This is a genomic window from Desulfurella sp., from assembly GCF_023256235.1.
GTDB lineage: Bacteria > Campylobacterota_A > Desulfurellia > Desulfurellales > Desulfurellaceae > Desulfurella.
Genome location: NZ_JAGDWY010000069.1, coordinates 1 through 14,922 on the forward strand (window position 1 = coordinate 1; position 14,922 = coordinate 14,922).

At 32.6% G+C, this 14,922-nt stretch carries 13 protein-coding genes; 10 read left to right on the forward strand and 3 right to left on the reverse strand.

All coding sequences use genetic code 11. The features are described from left to right. Window positions 1-115: 115 nt before the first annotated feature. On the reverse strand, window positions 116-772 hold the full coding sequence (locus Q0C22_RS07530) for a glycerophosphodiester phosphodiesterase (protein WP_291493368.1): 657 nt from the start codon (window positions 770-772) through the stop codon (window positions 116-118). Between the two features lie 84 nt (window positions 773-856). On the opposite strand from Q0C22_RS07530, the gene Q0C22_RS07535 reads away from it, so the two are divergent. The 5 genes from Q0C22_RS07535 (at window position 857) to Q0C22_RS07555 (ending at window position 6,294) form a co-directional block, all read left to right on the forward strand. Continuing rightward, window positions 857-1,570, forward strand: a complete 714-nt coding sequence (locus tag Q0C22_RS07535; protein WP_291493370.1) for an HAD family hydrolase — start codon at window positions 857-859, stop codon at window positions 1,568-1,570. A gap of 28 nt (window positions 1,571-1,598) precedes the next feature. Beyond that, entirely contained in the window at window positions 1,599-2,579 is a 981-nt protein-coding gene (iolC, locus tag Q0C22_RS07540; RefSeq protein WP_291493372.1) for a 5-dehydro-2-deoxygluconokinase, read from the forward strand. 112 nt (window positions 2,580-2,691) lie between these two features. Further along, window positions 2,692-4,443 carry a thiamine pyrophosphate-binding protein gene (locus Q0C22_RS07545; RefSeq protein WP_291493374.1) on the forward strand — a complete coding sequence of 584 codons (1,752 nt, stop codon included), beginning with the start codon at window positions 2,692-2,694 and terminating at the stop codon, window positions 4,441-4,443. 76 nt (window positions 4,444-4,519) lie between these two features. After that, window positions 4,520-5,545 (forward strand): Gfo/Idh/MocA family oxidoreductase, encoded by a 1,026-nt coding sequence (locus tag Q0C22_RS07550; protein ID WP_291493376.1) that lies wholly within the window; start codon window positions 4,520-4,522, stop codon window positions 5,543-5,545. A 5-nt stretch (window positions 5,546-5,550) separates the two neighbouring features. Continuing rightward, a complete protein-coding gene (locus Q0C22_RS07555; protein ID WP_291493379.1) occupies window positions 5,551-6,294 on the forward strand; it encodes a sugar phosphate isomerase/epimerase in 744 nt (247 codons plus the stop codon). On the opposite strand, the gene Q0C22_RS07560 is transcribed toward Q0C22_RS07555, so the two are convergent. Both Q0C22_RS07560 and Q0C22_RS07565 read right to left on the reverse strand, forming a co-directional pair. Further along, window positions 6,274-7,017, reverse strand: a complete 744-nt coding sequence (locus Q0C22_RS07560; RefSeq protein WP_291493381.1) for a PhnD/SsuA/transferrin family substrate-binding protein — start codon at window positions 7,015-7,017, stop codon at window positions 6,274-6,276. The genes Q0C22_RS07555 and Q0C22_RS07560 overlap by 21 nt on opposite strands. Before the next feature lie 9 nt (window positions 7,018-7,026). Continuing rightward, on the reverse strand, window positions 7,027-7,422 hold the full coding sequence (locus Q0C22_RS07565; RefSeq protein WP_291493383.1) for an SCP2 sterol-binding domain-containing protein: 396 nt from the start codon (window positions 7,420-7,422) through the stop codon (window positions 7,027-7,029). Window positions 7,423-7,533: 111 nt separating this feature from the next. Between Q0C22_RS07565 and Q0C22_RS07570 the strand changes: the two genes are divergently transcribed. The 5 genes from Q0C22_RS07570 to Q0C22_RS07590 all read left to right on the forward strand — a co-directional run bounded on the left by Q0C22_RS07570 (window position 7,534) and on the right by Q0C22_RS07590 (window position 14,802). Continuing rightward, entirely contained in the window at window positions 7,534-10,086 is a 2,553-nt protein-coding gene (locus tag Q0C22_RS07570; protein ID WP_291493385.1) for an EAL domain-containing protein, read from the forward strand. 98 nt (window positions 10,087-10,184) lie between these two features. After that, window positions 10,185-11,186, forward strand: a complete 1,002-nt coding sequence (locus tag Q0C22_RS07575; RefSeq protein WP_291493387.1) for an N-acetylmuramoyl-L-alanine amidase — start codon at window positions 10,185-10,187, stop codon at window positions 11,184-11,186. A 93-nt stretch (window positions 11,187-11,279) separates the two neighbouring features. Further along, a complete protein-coding gene (locus Q0C22_RS07580) occupies window positions 11,280-12,980 on the forward strand; it encodes a penicillin-binding protein 2 (RefSeq protein ID WP_291493389.1) in 1,701 nt (566 codons plus the stop codon). Beyond that, window positions 12,981-14,300 carry a S41 family peptidase gene (locus Q0C22_RS07585; protein ID WP_291493391.1) on the forward strand — a complete coding sequence of 440 codons (1,320 nt, stop codon included), beginning with the start codon at window positions 12,981-12,983 and terminating at the stop codon, window positions 14,298-14,300. A 22-nt stretch (window positions 14,301-14,322) separates the two neighbouring features. After that, complete coding sequence (locus tag Q0C22_RS07590; protein ID WP_291493393.1) at window positions 14,323-14,802, forward strand: hypothetical protein; 480 nt, start codon at window positions 14,323-14,325, stop codon at window positions 14,800-14,802. Window positions 14,803-14,922: the final 120 nt, after the last annotated feature.

Below are 14,922 nucleotides of genomic sequence, written 5' to 3' on the forward strand. Positions count from 1 at the left end.
TCATGAGCAGTATGAGCTTGATATTTGGTATAGACGATGTATTAGACTCGATAAAAGATATAGCATATATGATAATCACATTAATAAATACATATAACATTTAGAATTAAATATTTCAATTTACACCATGTATTATTCTTAGTATTATTTCGGGTATGTCTGTAATAATGATATCAACATTCAGTTTAATTAATTCAATTGCCCTTCTTGAATCATTAACAGTCCACGCTGCTACATAATAATTATTCATATGCAAATAATCAACAAGTTCTCTAGTAATGTAATTATGATTTATAGATATTCCATCCGCCTCGGAATCCCTTATCATGTTAACTAACGATATGGGGGTGGGAGGATGATAATCGACATTTCCTAAAAATATTATAGCGTTTGATAACGATTGTTTATACCTTCGTATTTCATCATAATACCCTGTAGATATTATTAATGGTTTTGCTGTTTTGTATTTTGATAATGTTTTAATCAATTCCTCAGAAATTTTTGTCTTTATGTCCAGCCAAATACCTATTTCACTTGAATATAATTTCATAAATTCCTGCAAAGTAAGTGCATTAAATATAGGGTCTCTATTTACTATTACATTTATTAAAAATGCTCTTATTTTATTCGGAATATTTTGCGGAAATTTATAATCGGGCCCGTGATTAAGTATTAACTTACTACTTTTATCTCGATCAACATCGACTTCTATATAAGGTACTTTAATACTTAATGCCCTTTTAATTAATCGTTTATTATTAGCTCTATGCATTACAATTATTGGTTTTGCTTCAAACATTGGCTATCTCTTAATTAGAGGATAAGGCTTATAAATATTATTGATAATTTTTATCTAATGAGTATTAGGAATATTAAAGCAATATTCTTTGACTATGATGATACACTTGTATTAGTTAAGGATGCTAGGCGTGATGCATTAAATAATATTGCACGTATATTGTCAGAGAAGTACTCACTTAACTTAGATACTGTGATTAATACGTTGTTACGTATAGAACAGAAGATGGAAATAAGCGGTATTTTTAATAGAGATCTTTGGTGGAGAGAGGCTCTTACACAATTTAATATAACTCACGTACCCACCTATGAACTTGAAAAATTAACAGAAATTTACTGGAATACCTGGGCCCATAAGACGCTTCCGCAGCAGTACGCCTTAGAAACGTTGTACGAACTCAAGAGGTGCGGCTATATATTGGGTTTGATAGCAAATACTGATGGAAAACCTGGTCTTAAAATAAAACGTTTAGAGAAGGGACCTATACCTCTTTCATTATTCAACCTAATAATAATAGCTGGTGATGATACTAAGGAAATAAAGCCTAGCCCTGAACCATTCATCGTAGCTCTGAATAGACTAAATTTAAGAGGTGATGAGTGCATGTACGTAGGCGATAAAGCATACTCCGATGTGCCTGGAGCTAAAGCTGTAAATATGCTAACAGTATTGTTAACGGATGAGCCGCTATATGGATTAGATCCAAAACCCGACATGACCATAAGGTCACTTAAGGAGTTGCTTGATATATTGGATTGTCATAAAACTTAAAATATTAAGATTGATTATGTGGATCCATATGAAGCGTTATGATGTGGCGATAATAGGCAGAGCAGGTATAGATTTGTATTCAGATGATTTAGGTGCGCCATTGGATCAAGCAAGACATTTTATGAAGTATGTGGGTGGAACGGCAGCTAATACAGCTATTGGGTGTGCTAAATATGGAATGAAGGTCGCGTTAATAACTAAGGTCAGTAAGGATCCCCTGGGTAAGTTTATAAAGGATTACCTGGCTAAAAATGGTGTTGATGCGTCATACATAAAGGAAGATCCAGACGCATTTGTAGGTGTTGTTTTCGCCGCAATATTTCCAGGTAAGGATCCAGATTTTATCTTTTATAGGCCACCGGGTTATACGGCAGATACTAGGATAAGTAAGAAGGATATACCGGTAAATGTTATTAGGGATAGTAAGGTACTTGAGGTTACGGGTACGGGATTGACTGAAACACCTTCGTATGAGGCAAACCTATATGCTGTGGAGGTGGCTAAGGAAAGTAATACTGAGGTATTATTTAACTTAGATTGGAGGGAAAGCCTTTGGAAATATGTGGCAAAGCAAGAGAGATTGAGAAGGTATGAATCCGTATTAGAGAAGGCAGATATTGTAGTTGGTGGGATTCCTGAATGGTTAGCTGCGACTGGCACTTCCAATATAGATGATGCTATTAACTACGTAAAGAAGATTAACAATAACGTGAAGATAATGATAATAACGAGAGGTAATGAGGGGGTCACAGCATTTTGGAATGGAGAGAGGATAGATGTGGAAGCCTTTAAAGTAAATATATTAAAGACATTAGGTGCTGGCGATGCTTTTCTCGCGGCGTTCCTTTACGGGTATTTATATTTAATACCTAATGGATGGAGTGTAAGAGATATATTACGATTTGCTAATGCAGCAGCAGCGATAGTGGTTACGAGGCATTCGTGCTCAGAGGCTATGCCTACATTTGATGAGGTTACGATATTCATTAAAAATAATATAAATAAATAATGAATATATCCTTATTATATTTTTATGTAGGACACGGATATTTTTAAATAATCATCTTTTTATGAGGGTAACACTTTAATAATGATGTAAAATGGAATAATTGAGAATTGTCATGCCTGAATACACAGGCGCTGAATTCATAGCAAGGTTCCTGAAGGAAAATAAGATTAAGTATGTATTTGGTATTGTTGGCCATGGTAATGCTACCATAGTTGATGCAATAAGGGATATGGAGCCTGATGTTACGTTTATACCCGTTAAGCATGAACAGTGGGGCGGGCATATGGCTGATGGTTATTTCCGCGCCAACAGAAAAACGCCAGCTGTGGTTACGACCTCCGTTGGCCCTGGCGCAACTAATTTAGCTACTGCATTGGCCACGGCTTTTGTCGACTCATCAACCTTTATAGCAATTACCGGTCAAATACAGACTTATTTATTTGGTATGGGTATTTTTCAAGAAATAGAAAGGCATCATTGGGTTGATTACGTTAATTTAATGAGACACATAACTAAAAGATCCTGGTTGATAACAAACATTAGGCAATTACCCAGGGTCCTTGCAAATGCGTATAAAAAGGCTATTAGTGGAAGACCAGGGCCTGTCCTTATAGATATGCCGATGGATATGCAAGTAACAAAGTTGAGTGGTGATATACCAATAATGGAGAATTACATGCCCATGGGCAGGTTATACCCAGACCCGGACCTTATTAAGAAGGCTGCTGAATTACTGCTTAATGCTGAACGTCCATTAATTCTAATTGGTGGTGGTGCTACCATGTCAAACGCTACTGACGAGTTAATCAAGGTCGCAGAATTTCTAGACGCGCCTGTGGTCACATCATTCCGAGGGGAAGCTAAGGGTGCTTTCCCTGAGGATCATGAGTTATATGCCTTCTCCATTGGAAATATTGGTAGCCTTGTTGGTAATGAGCTAGCCAAGAACGCTGACGTGATATTGGCAGTGGGTGTTACATTTAGTGATGAAACCGCAAGTTCCTATAGGCCCGGCGTGACCCTGAACATACCACCAACAAAATTAATACATATAGATATAGATCCTCATGAAATAGGTAAGAACTATCCTGTCGAGGTGGGTATCGTAGCTGATGCAAAGGCCGCATTGGGCGAGTTATATAAGGTGCTTGTTCAATTAGGTAAGAAGAAGGAAAATACTGCATGGCATCAAAGAATGAAGGAACTAAAGGCAAAATTCCTTCAGGAGATAGAGGATTTAAGGGCTAAGGCGCCCATGGGCATACCAAATATCGTAAAGCTAACCCGTGAGGTACTTCCTAGAGATGCCATAATAACGCTCAGTGCCGGTTTACCGCAGGAAATATTCTCCCAATTATGGATTACGTATTATCCATTGACATTTATTAGCTCAGGCGGCTTCTCTACAATGGGTTTTGCATTACCCGCAGCAATTGGAGCTAAATTAGCGAGGCCGGACAAGATAGTGACCGCCATTGAGGGTGATGGTTCATTCCTAATGAATAACGTGGAGTTATCAACAGCCGTTCAGTTTAATATACCGATAATAGTCATAGTCCTAAATAATTTCGGTTGGATATCAATAAGAGATCTTCAAATTAGGCGTTATGCGGAAAGGATATATGCCACTGAATTTAGGAAGGGTAAAGAGCGTTATGTAATTGATTTTGAGAAGATCGTAAAGGCATATGGAGCAGAATACCTAAGGGCAGAGGATCCAACTGCGTATCAAGACGCATTAAGAAAGGCAATTAAGAGTGAGGGTGTTACTGTAATTGAGGCAATTGTGGAAACGAGATTTCCATACAGCGGTTCAATAGCCTACGGCTACTGGGATATTCCATCACCCTATGTTCATGACTAAACTAAAGATTAAAATTTAAAAGTTTAAACAGAGTAAATTTTTTAAATAATTAATATTACAATTGACGCAATAAAATATGAATAGTGTACTTAATTTAGGAATAATCGGTGTTGGTGGTATCGGTAAAGTACACGCACGTAACGTTGCAACCAAAATACCGAACGCAAAATTAGTAGCTATTGCAGACATAAACATCGATGTTGCACGTAAGGTGGCGCAGGAGATTGGGCTTAAAGACATAAAGATATATAGTAATTATCAAGAATTAATACAGAATAGCAATATTGATGGCGTAATAATAGCTACGCCAACCTTTACTAAGAAGGATATCGTAATAGCCGCAGCTGATGCTGGTAAGCATGTTTTCGTTGAAAAGCCATTAGCCTTGAATCTTAGGGACGTTGATGAGATGATAAAGCACGTAGAAAGACAGAGAATAAAGGTGGTCGTTGGTTACCAAAGGAGGTATGATAGAGCATTCATTAAGGCAAAGGAGGCAGTATCCCAGGGAAAAGTTGGCAATATATTAACAATAAAATCGTGGACCAGGGATCCGCCGCCAATGCCCCAGGGATGGGCTGCAGACCCTAGGTTAAGCGGTGGTCGATTAATTGATAGTTTAACGCATGATTTCGACATAATTAGATACTTAACTGGCACCGAGGTAGTAAGTGTATATGCCGAGGGTTCGGTAATGGTTTATGAAGAGTATAAGAAATTGGGTGATTATGATCATCTCTTTGTAATCTTAAAAATGAGTAATGGCATCTTAGGCTTAGCGGAGTATTCAGGATATACTCCGTATGGATACGACACTGGAGTAGAGATACATGGTAGCAAAGGTAAGGTTATTATTAGTATGGGCACTAATTCGTCCTATATGGCTATTTCTGATAATGCATATATTTATGATATTCCTACCCACTGGACAGAGAGATATGAGGATGCCTATGTAAGCGAATTAATGGACTTTGTGGACTCGGTAATTAACGATAGGGAACCAAAATGCACAATTTATGATGGGCGTGCAGCGCTTGAAATTGCCTTGGCTGCGTGGGAGTCAATACGTAAGGGTGTGCCTGTAAAAATACCATTGGGGTGAGTTACATGAAGATAGCCGTTACCACAATAGCCTGGGGCAAAATAAGGAGTAAGAAGGCGTTCATTAACGTATTAAAGTCAATAAAGGACATAGGTTACGATGGTGTTGGAATCGAAACACGGTTATTACCTAAGGAATTACTTAGTAATCCTAAGGAATTGAGCGATATATTAAGCAGCATTAATATTGAAAATGCAGGTGCGTATTCAAGAATGGATATTAACGATATAAGGTGGGCTGTGGAATCAAAAACCTCAGTATTATGGGTAGTTCCTAGATTTAAGGATTGTAATGAGGCATTATTAAAATTAGAGGATTTTACGAAGACTGCCATTGCCAATAATGTGATACCTGCTCTTCATAATCATTTACGTACGTGCTTTGAAACTGAAGAGCAGGTAGCTAAGGCGCTTGATAAAATTAGTGAATTATATCTGTGTTTAGATACGGCACATGCTAAGGCTGCTGGTATTGATGTTGTTGATTTTATTGAGAGGTATCATGATAGAATATCGCTTGTTCATATAAAGGATCTTAGGGCGCAGATTCCTAAGAGTAAGGTTAGATTCAAGAGAGATTTCGTTAATGTGGGTAAGGGAATTATCAATTTTAGGGAGATCATAGATGCACTGCATCGTTCTGGTTATAGAGGTTATTTGATGCTTGAAATTGAAGCGTTATCTAATGTTTGTCTTGTAGCTAAAAACCCATTTGAAATTAACTATTTTTTAAGAAGCCTCTCGATTTAAACTTCCAATATATTCGTTTGCAAGACTAGATATTGTAAAAATTTCATCTTCGCTAATTGTTTCAAAACCTTCAAAACCAATATCATCTAATAATTTACTATTAAAATTCAAAATTGACTCAGTAATGCTTTCTTGCAATTCAATTAAACGTGGCGATATACAAAATGCATGAAATACAAAACCATCGTTTGAAACATCTAAAATATTAAGTTGATTTTTAATAATAACTGATGATTTTTCATAAACTTCGCTTAAAACAAATCCTATATCGTACTCTGATTGCAAAACATTTTTTATTACACTTTGATAGCTACCAGAAAAATTAAATTTACAACTATCTAAATCAATTTCAGCTTTCTCAAGCAAAAACAAACCCACCATATGCACAAATGTTTTTTTGTGAGCAGATATTATTTTTATTGGTTTTGTAAGTTCTAAATAACTTTTATATTTTTTTGAACAAATAATAACTTCGTCAAAGTGATTGCGAGGTTTTGCAATAGGCAAAAAACCTATTTCATTCATAAAAAAAACCCAATCAAAAGGGTTTGCATAAACTATATCAATTGTACCAGAAAGCACTACATTTCGTGCCTCATCAAAATCTTTATACGGTATAAATTTCACTCTTTGACCTATGCTTTTTTGCAGATATGAAGCAACCATAAACCATCCAGGTAAATTTTTACCTGCATAATTAGGATCAACGCTAAATCTAATCATATAAAACCCCTAAATATTAAAATCCGCTTCAATTTCTCCCAATATATTCAAATGAATTTCAAATGCTTTCATGTATTTTAAAGCTGTCATCATTGAACCTTTAAATTTTAGTTTTCTGCTCATTAATGCCATTTTGGGCGATATTTCTTTATTTAAGATTTTTTTCCAGTTTTCCAGTGAAGTCCACATCTCAAAATCACATATTCTCTCATCTTTTTTACCTGCAAAAACTATCTTACCTTTTTCACATACCATCATTAAATGTGGCAAATTAGGCCTGTCTTCAATATAGTATTCCCAGCTTGCAGTAAAATTTCTTAAATCTTGCTGTATAATTTGATTATTTGTATTCCATTGATTTGCAACCAATTTTATCCAATCCTCGCTCATAAACAAAACAGACATATAACCCCCTACATCTCTTTAAGTTAACTAATTATAATATAATTCACTTATATATTCAATATTTTACATAAATAATTTGATTTAAAAATTAGTTTTTGTATAATCTTATTTATGAATCAAACCAAAAACAACCTCGATGATATAATCTATAAAACCTATGCTATTTTAATTAAAGACTTTGAAAAGCTAAATTTTGATATTCTTCTTGATTTAGTTTTTGATTATTTAGATTTAGAGCTTGGATGGATTGGTATATTCAGCGATAAGCACTTAACTTTAAGTAAAGCAAAAGGCAAAGCCATTCAATACACAAAAGATGAAACCCTAAGAAACTACCAGATAAACATACTAGAAAAATACTCAAATAATGCATTTGTATCAAATGATGTTTTAGAAGATCAAAGACTGTCTTATCTAAAAAACGCTGCCACAACTTATGGTTTTAATTCAATATTTGGGTTTATTTTTCAAATAAATGACTTTGATTACGGATTTATACTATTATACTCAAAACACAAAAACTATTTTGATAAGCACACTTTAGAAATTTTGACCAACTTTTCCTACGCAATTAAAACAGCAATACTTATTTCTAAAAAAGAAAAAGACTTAATCCTTTTAAAAGACATAGTTGAAAACAGTTACCAAGGTGTGGTAATAACAAACAGCAAAAATGAGATAATTTATACAAACAAAGCTTTCAGTAACATTACAGGATATAGTTTTGAAGAAGCAAAAGGCAAAAATCCTTCGATTCTTAAATCTAACTATCATTCAAAAGATTTCTATAAAGACATGTGGCACAAATTAATCCATAATGGTCATTTTGAAGGTAAGATTTATAATAAAAGAAAAAATGGCGAGCTTTACGAAGAGATTATTTTTATAAAAACAATTAAAGATGAAAACGGAAATATTTCGTATTATTTCAGCTTTTTCTCAGACCTAACAGAGTTAAAAAAAGCACAAGAGCAGGCTAGCTATAACATATATCACGACCCTTTAACAAAGCTTATAAACCAGGTTGGCTTTTTTGAGCAAGCTCAAAGAATCATCGAAAAAAATGAATCGTTTGCTATAGTCTACATTGATTTAGACAACTTTTCTACAATAAATACAAAATTTGGCATTGAAAAAACCGATCAATTGCTAAAGGAATTTGCTGATTTTCTAAGATTGCAGATAGCTGATCCAAAAGACATAGTAAGCAGGTTTGGCTCGGATGAATTTATTTTTCTAAAGCGCTCTATTATAGAACAAAATATCGTAAAATTTACAAGAAACACTGTTGACAAAATAAGGCAAAAAAGTTTTAAAATTGATGGTCAGGAAATTTTCTTAAAAGTTAGTGCTGGAATTGTGCTTTATCCAAAAGATTCGGATAATATCAATACACTTGTAAACTATGCTCATGCTTCCTGCAGAAAAGCAAAACAACTTGGTAAAAATCAGTGCGTGTTTTTTAATAACTCTATATATGAAGAATTTATAAATGGCTTTATGCTGACAAATGAAATAATACATGGAATAGAATTTGAAGAGTTTGAGCTTTACTTTCAGCCAATATACAATACACACTCAAAAGCTATAACACATGCAGAAGCCTTAATCAGATGGAATCATCCAAAAAAAGGTTTACTTTCTCCATTTTATTTTATTCCTTTTGCAGAAAGCTCAGATCTTATTGAAAAACTTGATTTTTATGTTTTAGAAAAAGCATTAGAAAGTATAAATGAAATAAAAAAAGAAGGCTTAAAAATAATAATATCTGTAAATATAACAGGCAGAACATTTCTGACAGATAACTTTTTGGATACCTTTATTGCGCTTATCGATAAATACAAAACAGACCCAGGCTTTATAAAAATAGAGCTCACAGAATCTATAGCCCTAAGCGATGAAAACAAAACAATACAAAGAATGCAGTCTCTAAGAAAACTCGGTATAAACTTTTCAATGGATGATTTTGGAACAGGATACTCTTCTATCTTGAGTTTAAAAAAATTCCCTTTTTCCAACATAAAATTAGACCAAAATTTTATTATGGATATGCAAAACAATCAGGAATCTGCTATCATAAGCTCTCATATGCTCAGCATGCTAAATGAATTAAATTTTGAAACAACCGCAGAAGGCATAGAAAACGAGTATCTTTTCTTTCTTTTTAACTACCTGCCCTGCGACTTACTTCAGGGTTATTTTATTTCAAAGCCAATACCATACCAAGAATTCATAAATTTTGTAAAAAATTTTAAACCAGATAGCACATTCATAGAATTTCACCAAAATAATTCAAAAATACTGGATTTAAAAATAGCTCAAGTAAAGTATTTTATTTATAAGTATTTTAAAACAATAAGAAACATTTTGCAAAACAATGATTCAGACAAACAACTAAACGATTTATCAAAAATTATTGAATTTGACCATAAAAAATGCGATTTTGGCAAATGGTATTACTCGGTCTATCCATTTTATGGAAAAATTGAATCTTTTAAAAGTATTGAGTATTTACATATAGATATACATAAAACTGCAAAAAAAATATTTTTAGAAAAAAACGAAGAAAAACTTAATTTTTTATTTAATAGCTTAAAATACAAAATTATGCAGTTAAATAAGCAATTTGATAATTTTTACCTGCAAAATTTTATTACAAAATAATTCAAATCCAATACGCTTGGTTTTTCATAAATATGCAAGTATTTTTCAAGCTCAATATAATAGTTATCTGCTAAGAATTTATTAGTTTTGGGGTGATTATGAAACTTATTATTGCCATTTTTTGCATTCTCATATTTGTAAAAACTTCATATGCTGTAGAATTAACATCTATTGATGTTGCTAATCAAACAATTTTAATAAGTTCAAACTCAGAACCAAAATATACAAAATCAAGTTTTACTTTGAATAATAAACATTATTTTGTAGTATCCTTTAAAAACGCTATTTTAACTGGTAAAAGTGAAGTTTTATATAACAAAATACCAGGTATAGATAGCATTACGCTTGTTCAATACAGCTTAAATCCAAATATTGTTAGATGCACTATTCAAACAGAGCAAAACCAATCATTTTTTGTTCAAACAGTTCAAATTAATCCCCAGAAAATGGTAACCATCATCAGCCCAAATGTTAGCGAACCAACACAACCACAAATTTGTTCCACACCAGCCCAAATTCAACAAGCAAAAAGGTTTAAAGTTTTTATAGATGTAGGTCATGGGGGTTACGATCCAGGTGGTGTTGGACCAGCTGGTTTACCCGAATCATTTGTTAATCTTTCGGTAGCTTTAAAATTAGCAAAATACCTTAAAGCAAAAGGTATCTCTGTAGAACTAGATAGAACCTCAAATGTCTTTGTACCACTTTCTACCAGGACACAACTGGCAAATGAAAGTGGTGCAAATTTATTTATAGGTTTATATTGTAATGCTTCCACAGACCCCAACATGCATGGAACAACAACGTATTACTGGCACGAGGATTCCTATCCTTTTGCAAAATATTTAGAAAATTACATATCTGAAAAACTGGGTTTAAAAGATGATGGTACTGTAAAAGATAACCTATATGTAATCAGATATACTACGGCAATGCCAGCAGTTTTAATAGAATATGCGTATATATCAAATTATTATGAAGAAAGTTTACTTGGTTCAGCGGGTTTTAGAAATATACTTTCGCAGGATTTAGCAAATGCGATTTATAACTATTTTATTTTAAAGAAAACTCAAATTGCGAAAAATGAGGTAAGAAAATGAAAATACTAATTATCCTATTAAGTACTATTGCTTTTTTGTCAACATTTATGGAACTACTTTTAAGGGTACTTTTTGTAAAACTATAAAATTTTTATGAAAATTAGTAGGTTCAAGACAATTTTTTTTGTAATAATAGCGTGTTTTTCAATAAGTATTGTGAGGGCTTTTTGTATAGAGTTATTTAGCGCAAAACGTTATAAACAAATCTATACAAATGATGTGGAACAAACAGTTCAAGTACAAGGCAAAAGAGGCTTGATATTTGATTCAAAAGGTAAGATTTTGGCAACAAATCTATTTTTGTATGATTTATTTATTGATCCTAAATATTACTTAAAAAATCTAAAAAAAAATGATAATAGTAAATTTTTGAATTTTGTTAATAAAGTATTTAATATCAACATACAAGATATAATTCAAAAAAATCCTAAAAAACAATATATAAACCTCGGCATATTACCAATAAAATATTATCACTATGTTAAAAAAAATATACCGCTTGGTTTTGGTTTGCAAAAACTACAGGAACGTTACTACCCATACGGAAATACAGTTTCTCATATAATTGGCTTTGTTGACGAAAATGGAAACGGTGTTATAGGTGTTGAAAAGCAATACAATATGTATTTAGAAGGTCAAAAAATTTTTGAAAAAGTTTACCTAACACCTTATGGAAATTTAAATTATACTAAAATACCTCAAAATGGTGATAATATTCATCTTACCATAAACGAAACTGTTCAAAGCTACCTTCATTATCTACTCAAATCAACTCTAAAAAAACATAAAGCAAAAATGGCTATGGGTATAGTAATGAAACCAGATGGAGCAATTTTGGCTATGGATAATGTCCCGGGTTACAATAATAACAAATATTATGATTACACAAACTACTCTCGTATAAAAGATATGCCAATTAATTTTTTGTTTGAACCAGGAAGTGTATTTAAAATCGTCACAATGTCTAGTGCACTGAATTCAGGTACTTTTAATGGCCATGAAACTTTGTGGTGCGATAATGGATATTGGCCAGTATTTGGACATATTATAGAAGATGTTGAAGACAATAAATACTTAAGATTTGATCAGGTATTTGCATACTCAAGTAATGTGTGCTCTGCAAAAATTGCTCTTAAAGAAAATAAAAAAATCTTTTATAAATACCTATGGAGATTTGGTTTTGGAAAAAAGACTGGCATAGATTTGCCAGGCGAAGAAAGTGGTATTGTTAAGGATTATGTAAACCTACGTCCTTTTGATTTAGCAACAATGGCTTTTGGACAAGGAATAAGTGTAACACAAATCCAGCTTGCAAGGGCATACTGTGCAATTGCAAATGGAGGATATCTTATTACACCACATGTATTAAACTATATATCAAAAAACCATAAAATAATATACAAATATAAAGAAAACTTTGTAAAAATACTAAAGCCTCAAACTGTAAAAAAAGTAAAACACATATTGGCTGATGTTGTTAAATACGGTACAGGAATTTATGCTCAATTGAAAAATTATTCGATAGGTGGCAAAACAGGAACTGCTCAAGTAGCAAATGGTCACGGTGGGTACAGCAAAAAAAAATATATAGGCTCATTTGTAGCTATTTTCCCACTTAATAAACCAAAATTTGTTATATTAATAACAGTTGTTGATCCAAAAGGGCAAAATTATGGTGGGGTTGTAGCAGCACCTTACGTAGCAAAAATGGCGTCATTTTTGGCTGCATATTATAAAATACCTGGAAACAATACTATAAATAATAATATAAAAAAAATAGCTTGGGGGCAATGAATGTCTAAAAAATTACAGTTTTACACTTTATTGTTTATTTGCTTGATTCTGGTTGTTTTCTTATACTTTGGGTTTAGTGTCACATCAAACGCAGTTACTAACGAAAATGATAATTTACCTCAAAAACAAATTAAAATGTTCAGTGAGGTATTAAATATTGTACAATCAGACTATGTTGAAAAAATACCTACTTCTAAACTAATTATTGATGCAATAAAAGGCATGGTTAGCTCACTTGATCCACACTCAGAATTTTTAACACCTCAGGAATACAAAAATATGCAAACAACAATGAAAGGCCACTTTGGTGGAATTGGAATAGTAATAGACAAAAAAGATAATTTTTTGACTGTAGTGTCTCCTTTACCCGGCACACCAGCATATAAAGCAGGCATAAAAGCAAACGATGTAATTCTCAAAATAAATAATATTTCTACATTTAGAATGAGTTTAGAAAAAGCTGTTAAGTTAATGAGAGGTAAACCAGGCACATACATTAAGCTCACTATAGCAAGAAAAGGCGTAGGTCAACCCTTAATTTTTAAGTTAAAAAGGGCAATAATACATATTAAAAATATTGATACAAAACTTTTTGGCGATATTGGCTATATTAAAATAATACAATTTAGAGACCACACTGCAAGCGAATTAAACAATGCATTATTAAAATTAGAAAAAAAACACATTAAAGGTCTAATCTTAGATTTAAGAAACAATCCAGGCGGACTTCTCAATGAAGCTGCAAAAGTTTCAAATATGTTTATAAATAAAGGTGTTATAGTTTCAATCAAAGGAAGAAACCCTGATAATGACCAGACAATCTATGCAAAAGATAAGCCAATTTTTAAAAAACCACTCGTAGTGCTAATTAATTCTGGTACTGCATCTGCTGCAGAAATTGTAACTGGTTGTTTAAAAGATCACAATAGAGCAATTGTAATAGGTCAACGAAGTTTTGGTAAAGGTAATGTTCAGGATGTTATACCACTTAAAGGGGGATACGCTCTAATATTAACAGTAGCAAAATACTATACACCTAATGGCTTTAGTATTCAGGCAGAAGGTATTGTGCCAAATATCGAAATAAAAAAGAAAAATGAAGATGAATTTGTGTTAAGAGAAAGTGAACTTTTACACCACTTAACAAGCAAAAAAGCAATATTACAAAAACCTCAAGAAATACTAATTGACAATAATACAAAAGAACCCAAACACCTTAAAAATGAATTTATAATAAAACAAGCAATAAAAGTACTAAATGAAGAAATAAAACAATGTCCGCAAAGCGCTAAAGCATGCTATAGTTACTTGAAAAGCTAAATTTTCAAGTTATATTTAAACTATGGTTAACTTTTCGAATTTAGATCCTATTCTTCATTATAAGCTTGATCCAGGCGAGTGGGGCTCAAATGCCCCCTCCAGCGCTGCATTTTCAATTGGTAGAGTTTCAACACATGAAGCCGATAATATAAGTCGTTTTAAAAAGCAGGCTATTCAAAAGGGCTGCTATGTAGTTTCAAGTAGCGTATCATTAAATATTAGCAAACAAGGTGAGTATTTAGCTGCAACAAGCGGAAAATCCCAGGTTATTGTATATTGTCCCAAAAAAGATGAAAACAAATATTATAAACAATTAGTACCCAATATAAATAATCAGATTAATCAATTAAAAGAACAAGAAAAATATACAAACAATCCTGTCCAAAAAGACGAAATATTGAAAAAAATCGAAAACTTAAAATTTCAGAAGCAAACCTTTAAGGCTATTGAACAATATGCAAAAGACACTACAAATATAAGCTTAATTGATTTTAGTGCTTAATTTAATATTATCGTATCAAAACCATAATTTAGTAAATCAATACAGAGTATTTTATCCAACAGGTTTGGTTTAAGTGAACAGATGATTTTTACAACCTCCATTGCCTGTAAACTTCCAACT